Genomic DNA, 23,753 nt, shown 5'->3' with positions numbered 1-23,753 from the left:
GCCGCAGATTGCCGCAGAACACGGGCCCAGCGCGGCACACATCTGCCAATCGCTCGCCTCCTTAGGGGGCGGCTACAGGTTGCCCATCGGTTCGATGTCCACCTTCACCGGCGTGCCCCAGATGCGCAGCACCTCGTAGTCCGTGAACTCGTGGACCAGGCGGTAGGCCATGCCCGGGCGCGGGGTGCGGCGCTCGGCGGCCAGGTAGCGCTCGGCCTCCTGGCGGTCTCGGCGGGGGGTGCCGCAGAGCTGCCACGCCTGACCGTTCCAGACCTCCGGGAGCCAGCGCTGCTGGGGCTGGGGGCGGTCGCCGCGGATGCCGTAGCGGGACATCGAGCGCTCCGGGGTCTCGTCCGGGGCGGGGGCGCGGCCGTGCCCGTACGCGTCATTGACCTCGGTGCGGCGGGCGGCGCGGCGGCGGGTCTCGCAGAGCAGGCAGCGGTCGGGGGCGCTCTCGTCCACCGGGCCGTTCGGATGCTCGGCGCAGCGGGTCGTGGGCGCCGCCGTCGTCACCGTCTCGTCCAGCAGGTCCAGGGCCCGCTTCAGATCGGCCTTGACCTCGTGCAGCTTCGCGTCGGGGGTGTCGGCGGTCAGCGCGTCGCCGTGCTCGCCGAGGACGCGCAGGGCCCGGCCGAGGGCGGTCAGCTGTGCGTGGTTCATTCCTCCACCCTCGCACGCCCCACTGACAACGCCCCCGGCCGGCCGTCGCGAAGCCCTCGCCCAGCCGGTCAGGAGTGGTCGAGGACGTTTCCGTTCGAGCAGTTGTTGGCGGTGTCGCCGGCCCAGGGCGCGCCCACGGGGACCACGGCGAGTTCCTGGAGGCACACAGTCGCCGCCGAGGAGTCCGAGTTGCTTGCCGCGTTCACCCCTCCTCCGAAGTTGGTGTCGTCGTCCGCGTGCGCGGGTGCGGCCAGGGCGAGGGCTAGGCGGAGAGGGCCAGGGCGGTGGCCGCGAGTGTCTTCTGCGTGATCTTCATGACCGGGGAAACGATCATCCGTGAGAGGCGTCACTGGGCAGCGCCACGGAGTGCAGGCCCACGAAGTACGTCGCCAGGAACCCCACCGCGTACCCCGTCAGCAGCCCGCCCCCGTAGATCGCCGCCGTCGTCCCCAGCCCCCTGTTCCCCGCGAGCAGCGGGAACAGGGCCCAGCCCGACGGTCCGATCGCTGTCGCGCCCACCTTGTCGCCGAGCGTCGCGAAGAAGCCGACGAAGGCGCCGCCCGCCGCGCCGCCCGCGCAGGCGGTCAGGAACGGGCGGCCGAGCGGGAGTGAGACCCCGTAGATCAGGGGTTCGCCCACGCCGAGCAGCCCGGCCGGGAGGGCGGACCTGATCGTCGTACGGAGGGAGGTGTCGTGGCGGAGGCGGACGTAGACCGCCGCTGCCGCGCCGACCTGGCCGGCGCCCGCCATCGCCAGGATGGGGAGCAGGACCGTGTAGCCCTGCTGCTCGATGAGGGTGGTGTGGATGGGGATCAGGGCCTGGTGCAGGCCGAGCATGACGAGGGGCAGGAACAGGCCGCCCAGGATCAGGCCCGCGAAGGCGCCCGTGTGGTCCAGGAGCCAGTTCGCCGCCGTGCCGATGGCGGAGGAGAGCTCTCCGGCCGCGTACATCAGGGCGTAGAGCGTCACCAGGCCGGTGACGAGGACCGTGACGGTCGGGGTGACGAGGACGTCCAGCGTCGCCGGGACCCGGCCGCGGCACCACTTCTCGACATACGTGCCCAGCAGCGCGGCGGCCAGCGCACCGAGGACGCCGCCCTGGCCGGGCGCGAGCGTCATCCCGGCCACCGTCACCTTCGCGACCCCCGCGTACACGATGACCGCCGCCACCGCGCCGCCCAGAATGGGCGTGCCACCGAACTCCTTCGCCGTGTTGTAGCCGACGAAGACCGCGATCAGCGCCATGAATCCGGAGGCGATGGCGGTGAGCGCGGGGGTGAGGGCCGGGAGCCAACCAAGGTTCAGCAGGAGGCCGTTGAGGCCCGCGATGATGCCGCAGCCGATCAGTGCGGGGATGAGCGGGACGAAGATGTTCGCGATGCGGCGGAGGGCCAGCTTGAGGGGGGTGGAGTTGCGTTGCTTCTGGGCCTCCTTCAACTCGGCGCCTCTGGCGGCCAGTTCAGTGACTGTCGGAGTGGGGGTGAGTAGCGCCTCGAACTCGGGAGTCACGCGCGCGACGGTGCCCGGCCCCAGGACGATCTGGAGCTGGTCCGTGTCGTCGTCGTCCGCGACCAGGCCCAGTACGGCGGGCAGCGCTCGTAGATCGTCTCTCTGTACGAGGCTGCCGTCGCGCAGGCCGAGTCGCAGGCGGGTCATGCAGTGGGCGACGGAGGTGACGTTCGCGGGGCCGCCCACGAGGGGGAGGATCGCTTCGGCGGTGAGGGTGTCCGGTGTGCGCACCCCCCGAGAGTGCTGGTCAGCCGGTCGCCGCCGCCAGCGCGGCGCGCAGGTGGCCCTTGCTCTCCTCCAGAAGGTGGGCGGCCGTCGGCCCGTCGACCCCGCCCAGGATCGTCAGGATCGCTTCCTTCACCTCGCCGTCCGTGGCGGCCAGGGCCCGCTCGATCTCCTCGTCCGAGGCGCCCGTCGCCAGCGCCACGATGCGGCGGGAGCGGGCCCGCAGCTTCTCGTTCGAGGCGCGAACGTCGACCATCAGGTTCCCGTACGTCTTGCCCAGACGGATCATCGTGATCGTCGACAGCATGTTGAGGACGAGTTTCTGGGCCGTGCCGGCCTTGAGGCGGGTGGAGCCCGTCAGCAGCTCCGGGCCGACGACGACCTCGATGCCGTGCTCGGCCGCCGCGGCCAGCGCGCTGTGCGCGTTGCAGGACAGGCCGATCGTCAACGCGCCCCGCGCACGGGCGTGTTCGACGGCACCGATGGCGTACGGGGTGCGGCCGGAGGCGGAGATGCCGACCACGGTGTCGTCGGGGATGAGGGCGAGCTTCTCCAGGTCGGCGGCGGCCAGCTCCTTCGAGTCCTCGGCGCCCTCGATCGACGTGACGATCGCGGTCGGACCGCCCGCGATCAGGCCCACGACCTGCGCAGGGTCGGTATTGAAGGTGGGCGGGCACTCGGAGGCGTCCACGACACCCAGGCGGCCGGCGGTGCCCGCGCCCGCGTAGATCAGCCGGCCGCCGCGGGCCATCCGGGCGGCGATGTCGTCGATGGCGGCGGCGATGACCGGGAGGCGCCGCGCGACGGCGGCGGCCACCGTCGCGTCCTCGCCGTTCATGAGCGACGCGATCTCCAGCGTGGGCAGCTGATCGATCTCGGCGAGCTCCGGGCGGAACGCCTCGGTCGTCAGCGCCTCCAACTCGGCACGAAGATCACGGTGGTTGGACATGGAGGTCATGAGGGGAGCGGCTCTTTCTGCTGAGGGTGTCGTCAACGCGCCCCGTTCAGAGGCGCGGGGAACTGCGCGACCGGCTACTACCGGCCCGCGGTCTCCCAGCTACTTCATCCCCGTTGTCCCGCTTTTCGTGCTCTACGCGCCTTTATTGCTTTACGCGCCTTACGCGTCTCACGCGCCTTTACGTGAAGTTATCGTCCGCCACGCGGAGTGTGCCGGTGCGCCAGCGCCTCGTACGACGCGGACAACGCCGGCGCCGCCGTCTCGTACGTCCGCTGGGCGACCCCCACGAACAGACAGTCCACGACCAGCAGCTGACTCGTACGAGAAGACATGGCCGCAGGCCGCAGCTCGCTCTCGCGGGCCGTCGACGTGGTGAGGATGTGGTCCGCGTACTGCGTGACGGGCCCGCCCGGGCGGCCGGTGATCGCGACCGTCGTCGCCCCGTGCTCGAAGGCGACCCGGAGCGGTTCGATCACGTCGCCGGTCGAGCCGGAGTGCGTGATGGCTATCGCCACGTCCTTGGCGCGCAGCTGCACCGCGTTGGTGACGGCGAGGTGCGGATCGCTGTGCGAGTGGGCTATGAGCCCGATGCGCAGCAGCTTCTGGGCGAGATCCTGGGCGACGAGCCCGGACGCGCCGACTCCGTAGATGTCGATGCGGCGGGCCACCGCGAGCGCGGCGACCGCCGCGCCGAGCTGGACCGTGTCGAGTCCGGCGGCGGTGTCGGCGAGGGTCTGCTGCTCGTCGTACGCGAGCTTCGCGACGACGTCCGCGATCGGGTCGTCGACCGCGATGTCGGCGGTGACGGCGGGCGCGCGCCCGGACTGCTGCTGGGCGGCGAGCCCGGCGAGCGCCAGGCGCAGATCCCGGTACCCGGGGTAGCCGAGGAGACGGGCCGTCCGCACGACCGTGGCCTCGCTGGTGCCGGTGAGCTCGGCGAGGCCGGTGACCGTGAGGGCCGCGCAGCCGGCCGGGTCGCCGGCGACGGCCTCGGCGACCCGCTGCATGGAGCGGGTCATCGAGGGGGCGAGTGTCCGCACCTTGGCCGCGAGGGCGGCGGGGGCGGGCGGCGCCTCTCCCGCGAAAATTTCCTTCACGTCTTGGGTCACTCTTGAAAGATATTTTCCTTTGGGTCATACGGTCAAGGGTGCGCACAATGGGGACATGGACCCCACCGGCGACCCCGGCAACCCCGTCAGCCCCATGGAGCAGTCGCTGCACGCGGCGCGTGCCCTCGTGCTCGCCGATCTGGTCGCCGGCCAGGTCGCCGAGGCGGACGTCGTCTCCCTGGTCGAGGAGTCGGTGGTGCAGCGCCGCTGGTGGGTCGAGCAGTGGCCGGAGGGCGGGGACTACGTCGCCGGGCTCGTCGCCCAGGACGTCCAGGACGCCCTGCTGGAGCGCCATGGGCGGTGGCCGCTGTGCCCCGTCTGCGGCTCCGGGGACCCGCACGCCCTCGACGTCGAGCCCGAGTTGGGCCCCGACCCGCACTGGGTGTGCCACAAGGCCGGCGTGAAGGTCGCGTCGGTGGGCTCCCTGGGCTCCGCGGCCGGCGGGGCCCCGTCCTCGTGACCGTCTACATCGACCCGCCCACCTGGCCCGGGCACGGCCGCCTGTGGTCCCACCTGATCAGCGATGTCTCGTACGACGAACTGCACACGTTCGCGGCCGAGTTGGGCGCCCCGCCACGCGCCTTCGAACGCGACCACTACGACATCCCGTCGCACCGCTACGAGGACGCCGTGCGCGCGGGCGCGGTACGGGTCAGCAGCCGCGAGGTGGTGCGGCTGCTGTACGGGGCGGGGCTGCGCCGGCGGAAACATCCGGGGAAGTAGCGGAAGTAGCAGAAGTAGCGGAAGCTGACCGGCGATCGGGGGGCGGGCCTCAGCCTTCCCGGGCGTACAGCCGCAGGGACCGGTCCATGCCGTGCAGCTCGTACGCGTACTGTTCCACGTCCTCGCTCACCCGCTTGAACCCGGCGCGCGAAATGACGCCCTGGGACGGGGTGTTGGCCCGGTCGATGGCCGCGAAGAGAAGCTTGACGTCGTCGCGGGCCAGGGCCCAGGCGGCGAGGGTGCGCAGGGCCTCGGTGGCGTAGCCGTGGCCGCGGGCGTTCTCCGCGAGGTCGTAGCCGACCTCGGCGCGGGCCTCCTCGTCGGGGACGCCGTGGAAGCCCATCCCGCCGACCGCGCGGCCGTCCTCCCGCCGTACGAGCACGAACATGCCCCACTCCGGCCGGTGCACCCCGCCCTCGTACGCCTTCACGACCATCCCGGCGGCATCCCGCGTGCCCTCGAACGGGCCGCCCTCGATCCACTCGAAGCCGCCGGTGCCGCCCGCGCTCAGATCGGCGGCGGCCGCCGGGGTGACCCCCTGGAGCGTGAGCCGCTCGGACTCGATCACCAGGTTGTTGGACCAGCGCCACTCGGTGACCGGGTCGCGGCCGGGCAGTTCGCCGCGACCGGTGGCCCACAGGAGGGTGCGCCAGGGGGCGTCGGGCTCGGGCCGGACGCTCGGGAAGATCCGGGTGAGGACCCATTCGCAGAGCGCGGCCGGGGGTTCATAGGCGAGCTGGAGTCCCTCGGCGATGTCATACGTGTGCAGCAGGACCTCAGCGACGCCCATCGCGGCGAAGCCCTCGCGGTTCGCGCTGCGGAACGGGTACGGGTGGAAGGCGCGCACCTCGCGGGGTGTCGTACGGATGGTGGCGGTGAGCAGGGCGCCGGTCGTCTCGAGCACGTCGACGACGCCCGCGCTGTCGGTGTCGTCCTCCATCACGATCTCGAAGGGGACGTACGCCTTCGTGGCCCGTCCGGCCAACTGCCCCGCGTACGCGATGAGAGCGCCGGCGGTGTGCTCGGCGGTCTGCCGGCAACTCCACTCCAGGCGCCCCGCCTTGACGCTGTCCCAGTCGGTCCCGGCCGCGACCGCGGCGCGCAACACCGCCACGCTCCCCGCGACGGCTTCCGTCACCCGGTCCACCATCTGGTCCGCTGCCCTGTCCCCGCCCACGTCCCGGCCCATGTCCCCGCCCATGTCTCCCATGCGGGCGAGGATAGGTCGGATCACGCTTGCGTACGTACCGATTTGTTCGCGCCGCCCGCCCTGGTCACGACGCGCGAGTTCCGGGTACGGCGATGCAGCCGCAGTGCGACGACGGCCACGCCGATGGCGAGGGTGGTCATGGCCGCGCCCGCCCACGCGGTGGAGGTGTAGCCGTACCCGGCGTCGATGACCGTGCCGCCGACCCAGGGCCCGCAGGTGTTGCCCAGGTTGAAGGCGGCCGTGGTCGTGGCCCCGGCCAGGGTGGGGGCGGCCGCGGCGACGTTGAACATCCGGGCGTTCAGCGCGGGGGCGGTGTAGAAGCAGGCGATCCCGAGGAGGAAGGAGAGCACCACGGCGGCGATCGCGTACTGCCCGAAGAGGGCGAGCCCGACGAGGATGACGGTGTCGGCCGCCATACCGCTGATCAGCACGCCGAAGAGATGCGCGTCGGCGAACCGCCCGCCGATCGTGGTCCCGATGAGCGCGCCGACCCCGAACAGCGCGAGCACGGCGGGCACCCACCCGTCGTCGAGCCCGGCGACATCCGTGAGCAGCGGCGCGAGATAACTGAACGCGCAGAACACACCGGCGGCGCCGAGCATGATGACGCCGATGGACAGCCAGACCTCCCGGTCACGGAAGATACGCACCTCGCGCCTGAGCTGCGGCTTCTGGGCGGGGAGAGGGATGCGGGGGATGAGCGTGACCACCCCGAGGAGCGCGATCGCCGAGGCGGCGGCGACGGCCCAGAACGCCGACCGCCAGCCGAGCCCCTCGCCGAGGAAGGCCCCGGCGGGCACCCCCAGCACATTCGCGATCGACAGCCCCCCGATCATCACGGCCAGCGCCCGCGCCCGCGCGTTCCCCGGCACCATCGCGACGGCCACCGCCGCGCCGATCGCCCAGAACCCCGCGCAGGCGAGAGCACTGATGACACGCGACGCGAACAGGACGCCGTAGGTCGGGGCGAGGGCGCCTGCTACCTGGCCGAGCCCGAAGACGGTGATGAGGGCGACGAGGGTGGTGCGGCGGGGGAGTCTGAGCGTCGCCACCGCGAGGAGGGGCGCGCCTACGACCATGCCGATCGCGAACGCCGAGATCAGCAGGCCGGCTTGGGGGATGGTGACGTCCATGTCCTCCGCGATGGGGGGCAGTAGCCCGGAGAGCATGAACTCGCTGGTGCCCAGGGCGAAGACGGAGAGGGCGAGGATGTAGACGGCCAGGGGCATGCGGGGGCGGGGAGTTGGGGCCATGTCCCCTTCGTACGGCGTTCAGTGGTCGGCGTCGAACCAGTTTTCGGCTTCGTGGTGGAAGCCGAGCTCGGTGGCCTTGGCGGCCACCTCGCGGAAGGGGCGCCGCAGCATGAGGGCGGCGGAGGCGATTTCGGCGAGGGTGGCTTGGCGGCCCTGACCGGGGTGGGGGTCGAGGGAGTCGGGGGCTTGGAAGGCGCGGATGAGGAGCTGGTCGTGGGCGGGGTCTTCGGGGAAGTCTCGGGTGTAGCCGCTGGCCCGGTACCAATCTTTGAGGGTTTCGACGGACTTGTTGGTGAGGGTGGCGGCCACGCGTAGGTAGGTGGGCATGACGAGGGGGAGTAGCTCGCTAGGGCTCATCCAGGTCGCGTCGGCGTCGGCGGAATCTCCGACTTGGATACTGAAGTCGGCGAGCGCTGTTTGGAGCGCCTCTTGGCTTTCGTACGCGACGTGAAAGCCGATCGACACCAAGGAGACCGCGCCCTCGGGGGTCCGGCGGGTCCGTATGCCCACTTTGGCCAGACTCCGGTGAAGCTCTGTCAGCTCGGGGAGTTCTGTGAGGTCGGGCACGATGAAGCCGAGCTCGGTCACTCTCTTCGCCACGGCCTCGGGCTGGGATCGCGTGAGTGCCGCCGTGAAGAGGAGTTGGCCACGGCTGATCCAGTTGGCCTCTGCCGCCGAGGTCGGCAGGGCACCGGGATAACGCAGCAGGGCCCGGGCGATGTCCTGGTCCGCTTGACTGGCCCCGCTCCGGCCACCGAGGTGATCGAAGGCGCGCGAGGGGAGTGTGTACCCCAGCTCCTCCAGGCGCCGAGCTGCCTCCAGTGGGTGATCTTGTGCGTAGAGATGAGCGAGCGGGACGCACGCGCCAGGGAGGAGGAACTCTTCGGGGGAAGGCTGCCAGCGGTCATGGTGAAGGGGGGCACGCAGATCTCTGTCCGGAACCAAGAGGGCCAGATCGTCGACAGAGGCTGCTGTCAATGAGCCCAAGTCCGCGATCGCGTAGCCCATTTCGTGCAGCCGACTGGCGACCTGGCCAGGGGCGCGCCACAAGCGCGCGGCTGTGGCGAGCAAATCCGGGCACGACAGGGTGAGTCGGTCGGGGCGCCATTGCGGGAGACGCGCCAGCTGCACCAGCTCGGGCGGTTCATCGTCTCGCTGTGGGTACGGGCGATCGCGCGAGGTGCCGTCGGGTCTGTGTGCTTCGGCGTACGAACTGGTGATCGTTTGGAGAGCATCTGCCCAGTTCCGCGGGTCTCCAAGGGAGAGCAATGTCAGATCCGACGGTCTTGCGACCGGCAGGTTGTCTGCCGGCAGATCGGGGTGGAGGGCCCGTAGTCGCCAACGGAGGACAGGTTCCGGCACACAGAGAATCATGAGCGCCGCGACGGTGTCATGGCTGCCCCTGGGCCATGGGAAAGAACCGGTGACGGTGGGCAGGAACAGCAGATCCGGTGGAAAGAAACCGGTCCTGCTCACATCGAGTGTCCAGTCGTAGCTCCTCCAGGAGGCCTCCCTCTCCGCTGCGCGGATGGCGATTGCCTCAGCCAGCTCGGGGTCCTCCCCGAGCAGACTGTCGAGCCATGCGGGAGACAGCAGTCCGGGTGCGTCGATCAAGTCGTCGACAGCCGCAAGGCACTGGTCGCGCACCCATTGAGTGTCGTACCGGCTGAGCTTCTTGCGGTCGACGGACAGGGTGGCTTGCTCCGCACCCTGGAGATCGACCACTCGTCCGAACAGAGTGGTGTTGTTGGCGATCCCGTCCACCAGAACGGCCCCATTGTAGTCCGTCCACCACAGGCCGTCCTGCCGACAGGCCACCGCGGACCCAGGCCTCGCCGGTCCCCCCGATGCTGCATGGAGTCCGTGTTGGCCCAATTCCTCGGACCATACGTACGGCGTGGACCTCGTCAACGAGGGGCCTGCGCCGAAATCGGGGGCAGAGGCCGACCACGACATCTTGCTACGGCTCGTCGCCTCGACCACCAGCTTTTTCGCCTCCCACCTCCGCACCCCCTTCCCCTTCGGCGCCCGCACCTCATAGGGCGAAACCCAAAGATGCTTCCCCAACTCCCCACCACTGGACGGAATCCGCCGCTCCGGAGCCCCGTACAACCGCACCTTGGTCCCCGCCTCCTGCCCAGCCCCCAGATCCTCGACCCGGAACAGATTCCCGGGCCCCGCGATCGTCACCTTCAGCAGGCGGCCGGGGCGTCCCTCGCGGTCCAGGCGGCAGGTCAGTACCGACAGCTCATCGGCGATCATGAAGTAGCTGAGCACGCCGAGGCCGAAGCGGCTCACCGGTACCAGTTCGACCGGCGGGTCGAGGGAGGCCCATTGGGCGCCCTCCTCCAGGTATTCGGGCAGGTCCACGAAGCGGGAGCCGCCCTGGGCGAAGGCGCGGCTCAGTTCTGTGACGCCCATGCCGATGCCGTTGTCGGCGCATTCCAGGTAGGGCAGGCCGCGTTCGTCCGTCCCCTCGCTGAAGACGATCTCGCCGGTCCAGTCCGGGACTTGGACACCGGTCCGACGGAGGTACTCCGTGCGGGCCGTGCGGTAGCGGAGCGCGTCCAAGGCGTTCTGGTACAGCTCGCGGATCGCCAATGCCCGGTCGCCGTAGAGCTGTTCGCCCATCAGGAGTTCCTGGACGCGGTCGTCCGCGAGGCGGAAGCGGATGCCGCTGGAGAGCTCGGCGGGGGCCGCGCCGCTCGGGCGTACCTGCTGGCCGTCGGCGTAGGCGGGGAGGGACGCGAGGGGAGCCAGCGAGCTGCCCCGCTTCGCCGCCTCCTTGTTGATGTCGCGCAGGAGTACGTCCACCGTCTCGCCGTGCCGCTTGAGAGCCAGCTCGATGGCGGGGTGTCCGCACAGCGCGTTGAGGGACCGGCCGGCACCCGCGGGCACCCAGTGCGACTGGCGCAGCGTGGCCCGCAGGTCCTCCATCGAGACACTGTCGGAGATGCCGAGGTGCTCGACGAGGACCTCGGGGAGGTCGGCCGGGTCGATGGCGAGTGCGTGTGCGGCTTTGAGCAGGGCGGAGACCAGCCGCTCCCGGACCGTGTGTTCGTGCGAGGTGCTGGGCGCGACCTCGCGTTCCTCCCGGAGTGCGGTGCTGCGGGTGCTGCCGGGGATGGCTGAGGGGGCGATCCGCTGTTCCTTGAGGTAGGGCAGCAGCCGGGTGGCGGACAGCTCCGAGCGGACCCAGGCGGGTGCCGCGGCCGGGATCTCCAGGGAGTCGCAGGTGAGGAACCCGGGGGTGAACGCTTCCGGCTGCCGGACCAGCCAGCGGTGGAAACCCCACCAGCGGATGTCGGAGAGGGCCTGTGAGGGCTTCTGCTCCAGGGTGCGCAGTCGGCGGCCCAGACGGGGGAACGACTTGAGGAAGTCGTTCAGTTCGGTGTCCGGCAGTTCCCGACGGGCCGCCTGTTGCGCCCAGTGGGCCTGGGCCGCGAAGGGCAGTACGGCCAGCAGCGCGGCCTCGGTCGGGGAGAGCTCGGTCTCCTCGGCGAGGCGGAGCAGCAGGAAGCCGACCCGCTCCGTGGTGCGGTCGGCCAGCTCCCTGTCGTACCAGGGGTCGTCGGCGATCTTGGGTTCGGCGGCGGCGCAGGCACGGCCGTACCGTCCCGCGAGCAGACCGCAGACCTCTTTGAGCGTGTCGACGCTCGCGGCCCGGGCCGGGGAGGTGAGCTTCCAGGCCGGATGGGCCATGACCGTCTCGGCCCAGGTCCGCTCGGCACCGCTCAGGCCCATGGTCGTTTCGGCCGGAGGGAAGACCGTGAAGTCGTCGTGGTCGTCCTCGGTGAGCACGCGGACGTGCTGCGGTGCGCCGGGTTTCCCGTACGCCTTGTGCAGGGCGTCGATGCGCTCCTGGGCGGCCGGCTTGAACTCGCGCAGGGTGCTCACCGGGCCGGCCAGCAGGTCGGTGACCGTCCGGGAGAAGAGGCTGAAGGTGTCCGCCGGCTTCGTGCCCACGTCATGGCCGTCCCGGACGGTGTCCGTGTCGCGGACGTAGCGGGCCACCTCCGCCTGTGAGCAGGCGTAGACGTAGGCGGCCTTGCGCCGCAGCGCGGCGGCGATCTTGCGGTTCGACCAGGCCGACGTGTTCATCGTGTCGTTGCGGATGCCTTCGCGGCAGGCGTCGATCAGGAAGACCACTTGGCTGGCGCGGGTGCTTTCCAGTTCGTCACGCCAGTCGATCTCGACGCATCCGGCGGTGAAAGGGGACAGCGCCGGGCGGATGTCCTCGGGAACCAGGTAGTCCCTGCCCTCGGAGTGCACGCCGTGGCCGCTCATGACGACGAGCAGCCGGTCACCGGGTTCGGCCGAGGCCAGGAAACCCGTCACCTCGCCATTGATCACGTTGGGTGTGAACCATGGAGCCTGGGCCAGGTGCACCTGGTGGAAACCCCGCGCCGACAGAGCGGTCGCCATCCGGTCCAGGTCGTCGTGGACGAAGGGCAGCGGGCTGATTCCCGGGGCTTCGTACTGGGCGACCCCGATGAGCAGAGCCTTGTAACGAGCCAACGTGGCACCGCTCTCAGGAAGGCCGCTTGAACACGAGCGTCAGCCCGCGGGTGCCCTGTACCTGGCCGGTCCCGATGAGCTGGATGCCGCCGCTCGCGGTGACCTGGAAGGAGAGCTGGGCCTCGGCGAGCGGGAGGGTGCCGCCGCGGGCCGCGGCGTCGGCGAAGAGCTGTTGGAGGGCGTCGACGGTCGCCGCGAGGTTCTTGCGCAGGGGGCCCAGCGGAACCGAGCGCAGGACGGCTTCGCTGTCGCGGCCGAACAGCCCCATCGAGTCCGACCCGCCCGTCCCGTCGTCACCGTCTTCCGTGACGCTGACCCAGAACGGCAGAGTCTGCTCCGAGAGTTCGTTCGACTGGTCCGTTCCCTGGTCCGTTCCCTGGTTCATCCCCGGTCCTTCCCCCGCGCGGTGGCTGGACCAACCTTAGGGTTCGGAAGGGCAGTTGAGCAGGTAAACGGTCAGTCGGATGCGCGGGGGGACCGGTGAACCGTCAGCTTGTGAGCAGCTCCAGTTCGGCGCCGATGTTGTACCGCGCGGTCGCCTCCCACTCCGCCGCCCCGTACGGCGTGTGGAACAGGCGGGGCAGGTCGAGGAGTTGGCGCAGGATCGCGGCGCGGCCCTCGCGGAAGGCGTCGTTCGGGACGAAGGCGTACTCCTGGCGGACGGCGGCGGTGTAGGCGGCGTACGCGTTCGGGGACGAGGCCAGGATCGCCAGGTCGGCATCGGACAGGACCTGGCCGTTGCGGTCGCCGTCGGACGGGTCGTGGGTGACGGTGAGGCGGACCAGGCGGGCGACCTCCTCGGTCCTCTCCTCGGACACCCCGGCCTCGGGGAGCGCGCGCTCGGCGAGGCGGGCGGATCGCTCCTCGTTCTCGGAGCGGTCGGGCAAGTACACGGCGTCGTGGAACCAGGCGGCCAGCCGCACCAGGTCCGGGTCGTCCGCGTGCTTCTCCAGTACGTCGATGTGGTCGAGGACCGCCTTGAGGTGCGTGACGGTGTGGTAGTGGCGCTGCGCCTCCTGCCAGCGGGTGAGGAGGTTGTCGGCGTAGGGGACCGGGTCCGGGCCGCCGCCGGACGCCCGGGCTTCTTCCAGGGCACGGGTCCAGCGGGTGCGCAGGGCATCGAGATCGACCATGCGCCTATTCTCCCGCTTCTCCCGCGCGCTGCCCCGGAGCCCCTAGCGTGAAGTCCATGACTCCTGCTGACGTACACGACGTACGCGACCCCGAGCTGCCCGGACGGCTTCTCACCATCGAGCGTGACGCGCTGATACCGCTGCTGCGGGCCAGGCCGGACGAGGACTTCGCGCTGGCCACCACCGCGTGTCCGGGGTGGACCGTGCGGGACGTGCTCGCGCACTGTTCGGCCGCGCTGATCCGGGTGGTGGACCGCCGGTTCGAGAAGGGCGTGTTCAGCCCGGAGTGCAACGACCGGGACATCGCCGAGCGCGGCGGCTGGTCGATGGGTGAGGTCATCGACGAGCTGGAGCGCGGGATGACGGAAGCCGGACCGGTGATCGCCAAGGCGGGGGGTGTGCTTGACCCGGTCGCGCTGGGCGAGTGGGTGCACGCCGGTGACGTACGGGAGGTCTTCGGGGAGCCGGGGGCGTACGTGGGCGACGGGCTGCCGCACGCGCTCACCCTTCTCGCGCGGATCACCCGGGAGAAGGGGCACCTGCCGCTCCACGCCGACCTGGACGATGTGGACGAGCCGCTGCGGCTGGGCGAGGTGTCCGGGGCGCGGACGCCCGCGCGCTACATCGGCGACGCCGCCACCCTCGTACGGCTGTACTCGGGGCGTCCGCTGGAGGGGGCACGGTACGAGCTGGCTGGGGCGGAGGAGGGGGAGCTCAACATCTTCGGTGGGTGACGTCTTCGGGGCGTGACGTCTTCGAAGGGTGACTTCTTCGGAGGTGACCGGATTCCCCGCGGGCCGGATTCCCCGCGGGCCCGGACACCTCGCGGCGATCTTCTCGCGGGGGAGTGGCATCTCGGCGTACTCTTGGATTGGACTAGACCTGTAGCCGCCCAAGGGGAAGAGGTCCTATGAGCAAGCGCGCAGTCCTGGAGGTGATCGCCCTCGGCGTGGAGGACGCGGTCGCCGCCCAGGCCGGAGGTGCGGACCGGCTGGAGCTGGTCACCGACATGGCCGCCGACGGACTCACTCCGCCGGTCGAGAACTTCGTCGGGATCCGCGCCGCCGTCGACATCTCGCTGCGCGTGATGCTCCGCCTGGCGGACGGCTTCGCCGCGGGGGACGTCGACGCGCTGGTACGCGTCGCCAGGCAGATGCGCGCCGCCGGGGCGGACGAGTTCGTGCTCGGGTTTCTCGACGAGCACGGCGGCGCCGACCTCGCCGCCGTGGAGCGGATCGTTGCCGAGCTGGACGGCTGCCGCTGGACCTTCCACCGTGCGATCGACCGTGCCGCCGACCGTGACGCCCTGCGCAAGCAGCTCGCCGACCTGCCGGGCCTCGACGCTTACCTCACGGCCGGCTCCCCCGAGGGGGTGGACGACGGCCTCTCCACGCTTGTCGCCGAGGCCGGGCGTAGCGGTGAGCCCGGCTACGAGCCGCGGATCATGGTCGGCGGGGGCCTTCGCCTCGACCATGTGGCGCCGTTGCGCGCCGCGGGGGTCGACGCCTTCCACATCGGCGGCGCCGCGCGCCCCCGCGGCTGGGCCGGGCCGGTCTCGGTGGATGCGGTACGGGAGTGGCGGGTGGCGTTGGACGCGTAGGGGGCACCGGGGTGTTTTTCGCCCCCGCCGCCCCTACCCGTCCCATCCCCCAGGGGCTCTGCCCCTTCGACCCCGTTCGGTTGTGTGTTGGGTGCGGGACGGTGGGGGCTTGTCGCGCAGTTCCCCGCGCCCCTAAACAGCTGCCGGCCCGCCCCGGGTTCTTTTAAGGGGCGCGGGGCTGTGTCGATATGCGGCTCCGCCGCGTGGGCGCGACCAGCCCCCACCGGCCCGCAGCCGGACGAACGAGGTCACGGAACCGTATCTGCCCGGTAGTTGTTGTGTGTTGAGGGTCTCGTGGCGATCACGGGCCGCCCCCGTGCGTGCATATTAGGGAAGCCTCGGTGAGCCGGGGCATGACAAATGCGCACGTGCACAGCAACAGGGGGACAACGCTCCATGCCATCCATACGCAGCCGCTCGCTCGCGGCCGCCGCAGCGGTGATCGCGGCCATCATGGTCACCACCACGGCCTGTGACAGCAAGAAGGACGACTCGGCCGACGCGGCGCCCTCGTCGTCCGCGCAGGCGGACAAGAACGTCGACACCGGCGGGGACGACAGCGGCGTCTCCATCGGGGGCTACAAGCTGCCCGCCGGTATCCCCACCGACCTCAGCGGCGCCGACCTGGACAAGTGGAAGAACGGGGGGTGGAAGGACTACAGCAACTGGGCATCCAAGGCTGAGGACTTCGCCAACCCGTACATCGAGGACTTCTGGACGCCGGAGCGCATCGCCGCGGCCAAGGAGATCACCGGTGACATGCCGACCGTCGCCAAGTCGACCAACATGAGCTCCGGTTCGGGCGGCGCGGTCTACGCCTACGAGCCCGACGGCCACGTCAAGAAGTACAAGGCCACGCGGGTGAAGTCCACGTACCACCACTACGCGGCGGCCGTGGGCAAGCTGTTCTTCAGCACCCCCGAGGGCGAGTACGTGTGCTCCGCCGCGGTGGTCTCCGACCCCGCGCACCCGGGCAAGTCCAACATGGTGTGGACCGCGGGCCACTGCGTGCACGGCGGCAAGGGCGCGGGCTGGTACCGCAACATCGCCTTCTACCCGTCCTTCAACAACAAGGCCAACCTGAACATCCAGCAGGCGGTCCAGAACGCCAACTCCCGCAGCGTCTCGCCGTACGGCAGCTACTGGGCCGACTGGGCCATCACGTCCAACAACTGGATCAAGGGCGGCTCGGGCCACAGCGGCACCTGGGCCTCCACGTACGACTACGCCGTGCTGCACGTCAAGCAGCCCAAGGGCCACAAGTCGCTTCAGCAGCAGGTCGGTGCGGCCCTGCCGGTGTGGTTCAACGCCCCGGCGGCGAACAAGGTCAAGAACATGAAGGTCCGCGGCTACCCCGCCGCTTCGCCCTACGAGGGCTCGAAGATGTACGACTGCCGCGGCGCCACCAAGCGCTACGTGCTCGGCACCAGCTACCCGAGCAAGTACCCGGCCGAGTACCAGGTCGGCTGCACCATGACCGGCGGCGCCTCGGGCGGCCCCTGGTACATGTCGCACAAGGGCCGCAACTACCTCGTGTCCAACACCTCGTTGGGCGGCAACGGTGCGCTGACCGGGCCGCGCCTCGGCACGGACGCCAAGGCGGTCTACCAGGCCATGTGGAAGAAGTTCAAGTAACAACCCCCGTACGACAGGGGAGTTGAGGTGAGGTGGCCGCGGTGCTCATGGGCGCCGCGGCCACCCCTGTCTCAGGCCCGGACCGGGGCGGGTTTCGCCGGGGTCCGGGCCGGGCGCGCTTCCCGTGTCGTGAACGCCGCCACGGCCACCGCCAGCGCCGCCAGCCCCGCTCCCGCCAGCAGAAACCAGCGGTCTCCGAACATCGAGATCGCGAGGCTTCCGGTGCCGCCGGCCGCCGCGATGCCCAAGTACAGCGCGCTGCTGTTGAGGGAGATGAGCAGGGGAGCGTTCGCCGGGTCGAGTGAGGCGAGGCGGGCGGTGAGGGCGACGGCGATGGACCAGCCGACGAGTGGGGTGAGCGCGGAGGACGCCAGCGCGGTCGGCAGGGACTGGAGCGTCCAGGGGAAGGCGGTGGCGAGCGCCAGGTACGCCGCACCCGAGGCGAGGATCACTGGTCGCGACCCCCACCGGTCGACCAGCCGCCCGCCGAGCTGGCCGCCCCCCACGGACGCGAATCCGGAGACCAGGAGCAGCAGCGTCAGCCGGTCCTGATCGCCGCCGGTCGCGGGGTAGGTGGCCACCGTGTAGTAGATGTAGGTCGTCTGGAAGGCCAGGAAGACCAGGAACGTCGTGAGGGCCGCACCCAGGACGCGGGGGTTGGCGAGCGGCGTCAGCCGCTCGCGCAGGCTCAACCCGCCGACGGGTTGCGGCAGTTCGCGCAGCATCAGTGCGAGCCCGGTGAACGCGGCCAGCCCGAGCGCCGTCACCAGCCACATCGTCAGCCGCCAGTCGGTGCGGCCGATCCAGGTGCCCAGCGGAACCCCGAGAGCGGTGGCGGCGGTCAGCCCGCCCATCACCACGGCGATGGCCCGCCCGCGCCGCTCGGGCGGTACGAGCGAGGTGGCGACGGCGTTGGCCGTCGGCGTGTAGAGCGCGGCGCCGACGGCGGCCAGTACCCGGGTGGCGAGCAGGACGCCGTACGAGGGAGCCAGTGCCGTAAGGGCGTTGGCGACGCTGAAGACGGCGAGTGCGGTGAGCAGGGCGCGGTGGCGGGGCCAGCGGGCGGTTGCCGTGGCGAGCACGGGCGCGAGCACCGCGTACGAGAGGGCGAAGACGGTCACCAGTTGTCCGGCGACCGTGATGGAGACGTTCAGATCGCGGGCGATGAGCGGCAGGATGCCGGCCATGACCATGCCATCCGTGCCCACGGCGAAGGTGCCGAGGGCGAGCAGGAGCAGTCGTAGGCGCACGGGGGTCCCCCAAGAGTCCGTGAACGGTTTGACGTTGGTCAAACAATAAAGACTGTTGGATGATTGTCAAACGGTAAGGGGGGAGAGGTGGAGAGAGGCGTGCCCGTGAAGTCCGTGAAGGACGAGGAAGGCGAGTGGCTGCCGCAGCCCGACGCGGACGACATCGAGCTGGTCAAGGTGCTGCACGCGCTCGGTGACCCGGTGCGGCTGTGGCTGCTGAAGAAGTACGCGACCGGCGAGCAGTTCAGCTGCGCCCCGGACGTGCTCGGCGTCGGCCACCTGCACAAGTCGACCGTCTCGCACCATATGCGGATCATGCGTGAGGCCGGGCTCACCTCGACGCGGGCCGTCGGCCGCAACCGCTTCGTGCGGCTGCGCCGTGACGACCTCGACGCCCGGTTCCCCGGCCTCCTGGACGCGCTGCTGAAGGCGCTTCCCGAATCCCTGCCCGACTTCCCTGCCTGATCAGGCGAGTTGGGGCGGCAGCGGCGCCGCGTGCGTGACGATCAGGCCCGAGACCGCTCGGGTCAGGGCCACGTACAGGCGGCGCAGGCCCGTCCGCTCGTCCGGTTCGCCGTCGACCACGGCCTGCGGCTCGTCCAGGACCACGTAGTCGTACTCCAGACCCTTGGCGAGCGAGGCCGGTACGAGGGTGAGCCGGGTCTCGGCCGTCGTCTCCTCGCCCGGGCCGAGATACGTCAGCCCGGCCGCCGCCAGCGCCTCGGCGAGGACGGGGATGCGGGCGTCGGCGGCGATCAGACCGGTGGAGCCCTCGTTGCGCAGCAACTCCTGTACGGCCCCCATGACTTCGGTGTCGGCCGCGCCGGTGTGCGCCCGTACCTCGAAGAAGCCCGGGTTCTCCCGCACCGACGCCACCGGGGTCAGCCCGGGCGCGATGTGCGGCAGCAGCCGGGACGCGTATGTGATGACGTCGGTGGGCACGCGGAAGCCCGCCGTCAGCTCCTCGATCACGGCCTCGTCCTTGCCGAGGTGGCGCAGCGCCTCGTCCCAGCTCCGCGTCGCCCACGGGGTCGTCCCCTGCGCCAGATCCCCCAGCACGGTCGCCGAACCGGTCGTGCAGCGCCGGCCGACGGCCCGGTACTGCATCGGGGAGAGGTCCTGCGCCTCGTCGAGCACCACATGCCCGAGCGAGTGCGTGCGCTGCACGAGGTCGGTGGCCTCGTCGATCAACACGGCGTCGGCGGGGGACCACTTGGCGGCTTTGACGCTCCGCGCGGGCTTCTGCCAGAGGATTTCCTTCTGCTCGTCCTCGTCGAGGAGCCCCTCCGCGTGTACGGCGAGGAAGTCGGCGTCGGAGAGCAGCCGCAGGACGAGTTTGGCGGGGTCGACGGGCGGCCAGATCGCCTTGACCGCGGCCTTCACGGCGGTGTTGCGGGCGACGGCATCCTGCACCCGGTCGTCCGGCGCCTCGCCCGACCGCTCCATCTGCACCAGCACGAGGTGTGCGATCCGCTGCGGAAGGGCCTCGCGGGCGGCGCCGTACCGGATGTCGCGGTCGAGCAACTCCCGGACGATCTCCTCCAGTTCGTACGCCGCCACCCGCCAGCGCCGCGAACCGCGCACGACGACGACCGTCTCGGCCGGCAGGGTCACATGGGAGCGCACGGCCCGCCGCAGCACTTCCGCCATCCGGGCGTCGCCCTTGATGACGGCGGCGGTCGCGTCGTCGCTTCCGCGTACCTCGACGTGGGCGACGAGGTCGTCGACGGTCGCCTGCTTGACCTCCAACTCGCCCAGAGCCGGGAGGACTTGCTCGATGTAGTGCAGGAAGGACTTGTTCGGCCCGATGACCAGGGTGCCGGTGCGGGCGAGCCGCTCCCGGTGGGCGTACAGCAGATACGCGACGCGGTGCAGGCCGACGGCGGTCTTTCCGGTACCGGGGCCTCCCTGCACACAGACCGAGCCGGACAGTCCGGACCGTACGATCTCGTCCTGCTCGGGCTGGATGGTCGCCACGATGTCGCGCATCGGGCCGACGCGCGGCCGCTCGATCTCCTGCTGGAGCAGCTTGCTGGTGGCCGCGGCCTCGGCGGGGTCGGAGAGGTGCTCGTCCTCGTACGCCGTGAGGTCGCCGCCCGTGTATCCGAAACGGCGGCGCAGCCCGACGTCCATCGGGTTCTTCTTCGAGGCCCGGTAGAACGGCTGCGACACCGGCGCGCGCCAGTCGATGACCATCGGGTCGCCCTCGGCGTCGTGCACATGCCGCCGCCCGATGTAGAAGCGCTCGCCCTCGGCGCCCTCCGCCTTGTCGGCGCCCGGCGGGTGCAGGTAGTCGAGCCTCCCGAAGAACAGCGGGGTGTGACTGAGGTCGGCGAGGGCCTTGATGCGCTCGTCCATCTGGCGCTGGAGCACCGCGGCGTTCACCCAGTTCGCGGTGACATCGCGGATGTCGAGGTTCTCGACGTCCTCGCGCATCGCGCGCAGGGCGGCGCGGGACTGGCCGAGGTGGGCTTGCTCGCGGGAGAGGGGATCGTCGGACGGGGTGGACACGGGGGTTGCCTCCGGGGACCTGCTGCGTGGGTGATTCCTGGATGCCGTCCGGTTTCCGGCCGGACAGCGGCACTCCGTGACAGGAGGCGGGCAAGAGCGGAGATTCTAGGTCACGGGAGGATGTGGGGGCGAATGGTTTTCCACGGTCCGGGACCGGGTGGTCTTCCACGGACGCCCGGGACCGGTGGTCTTCCGCGGCCGCCCAGGGCCGGTCTCAGGGGTGTGCCCCCGGGGACCCTAGGGGTCGGGGTCCGTCGTGAGGCGTACGGCGGGCGGTCCGCAGGTGTACGAGGGGGCCACCGAGGTTCGGTCCGAAGACCGACGCCATCGGGGGCTCGGAGTTCCACCATGGATACATGAGCGCAGCTACCTTCACCCCAGGCCCTGTCCACCCCGGTCTCCCCAGCGGCGCGACCGCCGCGACCTCCACCCACCACCGCCACCGTCTCGGCGACGCCGTGCGCGCCGTCAAGGTGTTCGCGGGCGCGGCACTCAGCGTGGTGCTCCTCGGCGAGTACGGAGAGGAAGCGGGCGTACGACGCCGGTGAGCCGTCCGCCGGGGCGAAGTCCCCCGGCACTAGGGTCACTCCGTGCTTCAGCGGAAAGTGACCGTATCGTCACGCATGGAAGTCACCCTGCTCGCCCTCTCCTTCGCCGCCTTCTGCGCGCTGTGCGTCGTCACGCGCGCCCCCATGGCCGACGCGCTGGTCTACCGGGCCGAGGGCGCGGCCGTACTGAACGGCACGGATCTCTACGGGTTCACCGTCACCGAGTGGCAGCTGCCCGCCACGTACCCGCCCTTCGCGGCGCTTCTCTTCATGCCGACGGCCTGGCTCGCGCCGGGCGCCCTCAAGGTGGCCTTCGTCGTCGGAAACGTGGGCCTGCTGGCGGTGCTGGTCCGGCTCTCCTGCCGTTTCGCGGGACTTCCGGTGCGACTCCCGGCGCTCTGTGCCGCCACCGCCTTCGCCCTGTGGCTCGAACCCGTCTTCCAGACCGTCCTCTTCGGTCAGATCAACCTGGCCGTCGTCTGCCTGATCCTCTGGGACCTGACCCGGCCGCCCGGCGCCCCCGGCAAGGGCATCGCGCTGGGCATCGCCGCCGGGGTGAAACTCACGCCCGCCGTCTTCATCGCGTACCTGCTGCTCAGGCGCCGACGCCGGGAGGCGGCAGGCGCCGCGTCGGCCTTCGCCGCGACCGTCCTGCTGGGCGCGCTCGCGCTGCCCGCCGCGAGCGTCGGCTTCTGGACCCGGCGGCTGTACGAGACCGGCCGCGTCGGCAAGGCATGGATCGTCGACAACCAGTCGCTTCAGGGGCTGATCGCCCGCGCCCTGGGGGAGCCGGCACCGGGCCTCGCCTGGGCGCTGCCCGCGGCGGCGGTCGGGTGCGCGGGCCTGTGGCTGGCGGCCCGCAGGGCCGGCGACGAGTACGGGGCCGGGGACGAGTACCGGGCCGGGAACGAGTACTGGGCCCGGAACGAGCGCTGGGCCGGGAACGAGCGCTGGGGCATTCTCGGGACCGCGTTCACGGCCCTCCTGATCTCCCCGATCAGCTGGTCGCACCACTGGGTGTGGTGCGTCCCGCTGATCGCCGTGCTGTACGCGGACGGCCGCCTCCGCCAGGCCGCGACCGTCACCGCGGTCTTCGCGGCCCGCACTCTCTGGCTGATCCCGCACCAGGGAGACCTGGACCTCCGACTCCCCTGGTGGCAGCAGCCGTTGGCGGCGCCGTACCCCCTACTGGGGTTGCTGCTGCTCGCTCAGCTGTCCGTCTCGGTCTCGGTCCCGGTCTCGGCCCCGGTCCCGGAGTCGGTGAGCAACTCGTCCGCGTCCATGATCCGGTAGGCGTACCCCTGTTCCGCCAGGAAGCGCTGGCGGTGGGCGGCGAAGTCCTGGTCGATGGTGTCGCGGGCGACGACGGAGTAGAAGTGCGCCTGGTGGCCGTCGGCCTTGGGGCGCAGCACCCGCCCGAGCCGCTGGGCTTCCTCCTGCCGTGACCCGAAGGTGCCGGACACCTGGATGGCGACGGTCGCCTCGGGCAGGTCGATGGAGAAGTTGGCGACCTTCGACACGACGAGGACGCTGATCTCGCCCTCCCGGAAGGCGTCGAAGAGCTTCTCGCGCTGCGCGTTGCTGGTCTCGCCCTTGATGACGGGCGCGTTCAAGTGCTCGCCCAGCTCGTCGAGTTGGTCGATGTACTGGCCGATCACGAGGATCTGCTGCCCCGCGAACCTCCGCACCAGCGCCTCGGTCACCTTCCGCTTGGTGGCGGTCGTGGCACAGAAGCGGTACTTCTCCTCGGTCTCGGCGGTGGCGTAGGCGAGCCGCTCGGAGTCGGTGAGATTGACGCGGACCTCGACACAGTCGGCGGGCGCGATGTACCCCTGTGCCTCGATCTCCTTCCAGGGCGCGTCGAACCGCTTGGGCCCGATGAGGGAGAAGACGTCCGACTCGCGCCCGTCCTCGCGGACCAGGGTGGCGGTCAGGCCCAGCCGCCTGCGCGCCTGGAGATCGGCGGTGAACTTGAAGACGGGCGCGGGCAGCAGATGCACCTCGTCGTAGACGATGAGCCCCCAGTCGCGGGAGTCGAAGAGCTCCAGATGGGGATAGATCCCCTTCCGCTTGGTCGTCAGCACCTGGTACGTCGCGATGGTGACCGGCCGGATCTCCTTGCGCGTACCGCTGTACTCGCCGATCTCGTCCTCGGTGAGACTCGTGCGCTTCACTAGCTCGTGCTTCCACTGCCGGGCCGAGACGGTGTTGGTGACGAGGATGAGGGTGGTGGCCTTGGCCTGCGCCATGGACCCGGCCCCCACGAGCGTCTTCCCGGCACCGCAGGGCAGGACGACGACCCCGCTGCCGCCGTGCCAGAAGTTCTCCACGGCCTGCCGCTGGTACGGGCGCAGCGCCCAGCCGTCCTCGGCCAGCTCGATGGGGTGTGCCTCCCCGTCGACGTATCCGGCGAGGTCCTCGGCCGGCCAGCCCAGCTTGAGCAGCGTCTGCTTGATCTGCCCGCGCTCGGACGGGTGTACGGCGACGGTGTCCGGGTCGATCCGGGCGCCCACCAGCGGCGCGATCCGCTTTGAGCGCAGCACCTCTTCGAGCACGGGCCGGTCGGTGCTGGTGAGGACGAGCCCGTGCGCCGGGTCCTTGCTCAGCGTGAGCCGCCCGTAACGGTCCATCGTCTCGGCGATGTCGACGAGCAGCGCGTGCGGCACGGGATAGCGGCTGAACTCCACGAGCGCGTCGACGACCTGCTCGGCGTCGTGCCCCGCGGCCCGCGCGTTCCACAGGCCCAGCGGCGTCACCCGGTACGTGTGAATGTGCTCGGGCGCCCGCTCCAGCTCAGCGAACGGCGCGATGACCCGCCGGCACGCGTCCGCCAGCTCGTGATCGACTTCCAGCAGGAGTGTCTTGTCGCTCTGGACGATGAGGGGTCCGTTCACACCCGTCCCTTTCTGCG

At 70.8% G+C, this 23,753-nt stretch carries 21 protein-coding genes; 8 read left to right on the top strand and 13 right to left on the bottom strand.

Translation table 11 applies throughout. The features are described from left to right. Positions 1 to 72: 72 nt before the first annotated feature. The 5 genes from OG975_RS21730 to OG975_RS21710 all read right to left on the bottom strand — a co-directional run bounded on the left by OG975_RS21730 (position 73) and on the right by OG975_RS21710 (position 4,461). A complete protein-coding gene (locus tag OG975_RS21730) occupies positions 73 to 660 on the bottom strand; it encodes a hypothetical protein (protein ID WP_406330994.1) in 588 nt (195 codons plus the stop codon). A 68-nt stretch (positions 661 to 728) separates the two neighbouring features. Continuing rightward, on the bottom strand, positions 729 to 866 hold the full coding sequence (locus tag OG975_RS21725; RefSeq protein WP_406330993.1) for a hypothetical protein: 138 nt from the start codon (positions 864 to 866) through the stop codon (positions 729 to 731). A gap of 124 nt (positions 867 to 990) precedes the next feature. After that, positions 991 to 2,400, bottom strand: a complete 1,410-nt coding sequence (locus OG975_RS21720) for a PTS transporter subunit EIIC (protein WP_406330992.1) — start codon at positions 2,398 to 2,400, stop codon at positions 991 to 993. Between the two features lie 16 nt (positions 2,401 to 2,416). Further along, a complete protein-coding gene (murQ, locus tag OG975_RS21715) occupies positions 2,417 to 3,352 on the bottom strand; it encodes an N-acetylmuramic acid 6-phosphate etherase (RefSeq protein WP_406330991.1) in 936 nt (311 codons plus the stop codon). 188 nt (positions 3,353 to 3,540) lie between these two features. Further along, a complete protein-coding gene (locus OG975_RS21710) occupies positions 3,541 to 4,461 on the bottom strand; it encodes a MurR/RpiR family transcriptional regulator (RefSeq protein ID WP_406330990.1) in 921 nt (306 codons plus the stop codon). Between the two features lie 55 nt (positions 4,462 to 4,516). On the opposite strand from OG975_RS21710, the gene OG975_RS21705 reads away from it, so the two are divergent. Together OG975_RS21705 and OG975_RS21700 are read left to right on the top strand one after the other, a co-directional pair. After that, positions 4,517 to 4,921, top strand: coding sequence for a hypothetical protein (locus OG975_RS21705; RefSeq protein WP_406330989.1), 405 nt, complete (start codon positions 4,517 to 4,519; stop codon positions 4,919 to 4,921). Further along, on the top strand, positions 4,918 to 5,184 hold the full coding sequence (locus OG975_RS21700; protein ID WP_406330988.1) for a DUF4031 domain-containing protein: 267 nt from the start codon (positions 4,918 to 4,920) through the stop codon (positions 5,182 to 5,184). The genes OG975_RS21705 and OG975_RS21700 overlap by 4 nt, the downstream gene beginning before the upstream one ends. A 49-nt stretch (positions 5,185 to 5,233) precedes the next feature. Here the strand turns inward: OG975_RS21700 and OG975_RS21695 are convergent, their stop codons facing one another. The 5 genes from OG975_RS21695 to OG975_RS21675 form a co-directional block, all read right to left on the bottom strand. Beyond that, positions 5,234 to 6,334, bottom strand: coding sequence for a GNAT family N-acetyltransferase (locus OG975_RS21695; protein WP_406336393.1), 1,101 nt, complete (start codon positions 6,332 to 6,334; stop codon positions 5,234 to 5,236). Positions 6,335 to 6,414: 80 nt separating this feature from the next. Then, positions 6,415 to 7,623, bottom strand: coding sequence for a Cmx/CmrA family chloramphenicol efflux MFS transporter (locus OG975_RS21690; RefSeq protein WP_406336391.1), 1,209 nt, complete (start codon positions 7,621 to 7,623; stop codon positions 6,415 to 6,417). Between the two features lie 42 nt (positions 7,624 to 7,665). Beyond that, entirely contained in the window at positions 7,666 to 12,165 is a 4,500-nt protein-coding gene (locus OG975_RS21685) for a caspase family protein (RefSeq protein WP_406330987.1), read from the bottom strand. 13 nt (positions 12,166 to 12,178) lie between these two features. Beyond that, positions 12,179 to 12,550 (bottom strand): hypothetical protein, encoded by a 372-nt coding sequence (locus OG975_RS21680; protein ID WP_406330986.1) that lies wholly within the window; start codon positions 12,548 to 12,550, stop codon positions 12,179 to 12,181. A gap of 103 nt (positions 12,551 to 12,653) precedes the next feature. Beyond that, positions 12,654 to 13,298 carry a hypothetical protein gene (locus OG975_RS21675; RefSeq protein WP_406330985.1) on the bottom strand — a complete coding sequence of 215 codons (645 nt, stop codon included), beginning with the start codon at positions 13,296 to 13,298 and terminating at the stop codon, positions 12,654 to 12,656. Between the two features lie 56 nt (positions 13,299 to 13,354). Between OG975_RS21675 and OG975_RS21670 the strand changes: the two genes are divergently transcribed. The 3 genes from OG975_RS21670 (at position 13,355) to OG975_RS21660 (ending at position 16,533) form a co-directional block, all read left to right on the top strand. Further along, a complete protein-coding gene (locus OG975_RS21670; RefSeq protein WP_406330984.1) occupies positions 13,355 to 14,032 on the top strand; it encodes a maleylpyruvate isomerase family mycothiol-dependent enzyme in 678 nt (225 codons plus the stop codon). Positions 14,033 to 14,208: 176 nt separating this feature from the next. Then, entirely contained in the window at positions 14,209 to 14,898 is a 690-nt protein-coding gene (locus tag OG975_RS21665; RefSeq protein ID WP_406330983.1) for a copper homeostasis protein CutC, read from the top strand. A gap of 396 nt (positions 14,899 to 15,294) precedes the next feature. Continuing rightward, on the top strand, positions 15,295 to 16,533 hold the full coding sequence (locus tag OG975_RS21660; RefSeq protein ID WP_406330981.1) for a trypsin-like serine peptidase: 1,239 nt from the start codon (positions 15,295 to 15,297) through the stop codon (positions 16,531 to 16,533). A gap of 71 nt (positions 16,534 to 16,604) precedes the next feature. On the opposite strand, the gene OG975_RS21655 is transcribed toward OG975_RS21660, so the two are convergent. Next, positions 16,605 to 17,783 (bottom strand): MFS transporter, encoded by a 1,179-nt coding sequence (locus tag OG975_RS21655; protein WP_406330980.1) that lies wholly within the window; start codon positions 17,781 to 17,783, stop codon positions 16,605 to 16,607. Between the two features lie 99 nt (positions 17,784 to 17,882). Between OG975_RS21655 and OG975_RS21650 the strand changes: the two genes are divergently transcribed. Beyond that, complete coding sequence (locus OG975_RS21650) at positions 17,883 to 18,248, top strand: ArsR/SmtB family transcription factor (RefSeq protein ID WP_406330979.1); 366 nt, start codon at positions 17,883 to 17,885, stop codon at positions 18,246 to 18,248. On the opposite strand, the gene OG975_RS21645 is transcribed toward OG975_RS21650, so the two are convergent. Next, positions 18,249 to 20,219: a HelD family protein gene (locus OG975_RS21645; protein WP_406336389.1), complete on the bottom strand. Its 1,971-nt coding sequence runs from the start codon at positions 20,217 to 20,219 to the stop codon at positions 18,249 to 18,251. Positions 20,220 to 20,650: 431 nt separating this feature from the next. Here OG975_RS21645 and OG975_RS21640 point away from each other — a divergent pair, with 431 nt between their 5' ends. Continuing rightward, on the top strand, positions 20,651 to 20,842 hold the full coding sequence (locus tag OG975_RS21640; protein WP_406330978.1) for a hypothetical protein: 192 nt from the start codon (positions 20,651 to 20,653) through the stop codon (positions 20,840 to 20,842). Positions 20,843 to 20,917: 75 nt separating this feature from the next. Continuing rightward, a complete protein-coding gene (locus OG975_RS21635) occupies positions 20,918 to 22,135 on the top strand; it encodes a glycosyltransferase 87 family protein (protein WP_406330976.1) in 1,218 nt (405 codons plus the stop codon). Here OG975_RS21635 and OG975_RS21630 read toward each other — a convergent pair. Then, positions 22,051 to 23,736: a DNA repair helicase XPB gene (locus OG975_RS21630; protein WP_406330975.1), complete on the bottom strand. Its 1,686-nt coding sequence runs from the start codon at positions 23,734 to 23,736 to the stop codon at positions 22,051 to 22,053. The genes OG975_RS21635 and OG975_RS21630 overlap by 85 nt on opposite strands. Between the last annotated feature and the right edge of the window lie 17 nt (positions 23,737 to 23,753).

This window comes from Streptomyces sp. NBC_00203 (assembly GCF_045206325.1).
Taxonomy (GTDB): Bacteria; Actinomycetota; Actinomycetes; order Streptomycetales; family Streptomycetaceae; genus Streptomyces; species Streptomyces lutosisoli.
This window is presented reverse-complemented; position numbering and strand designations above follow the sequence as displayed.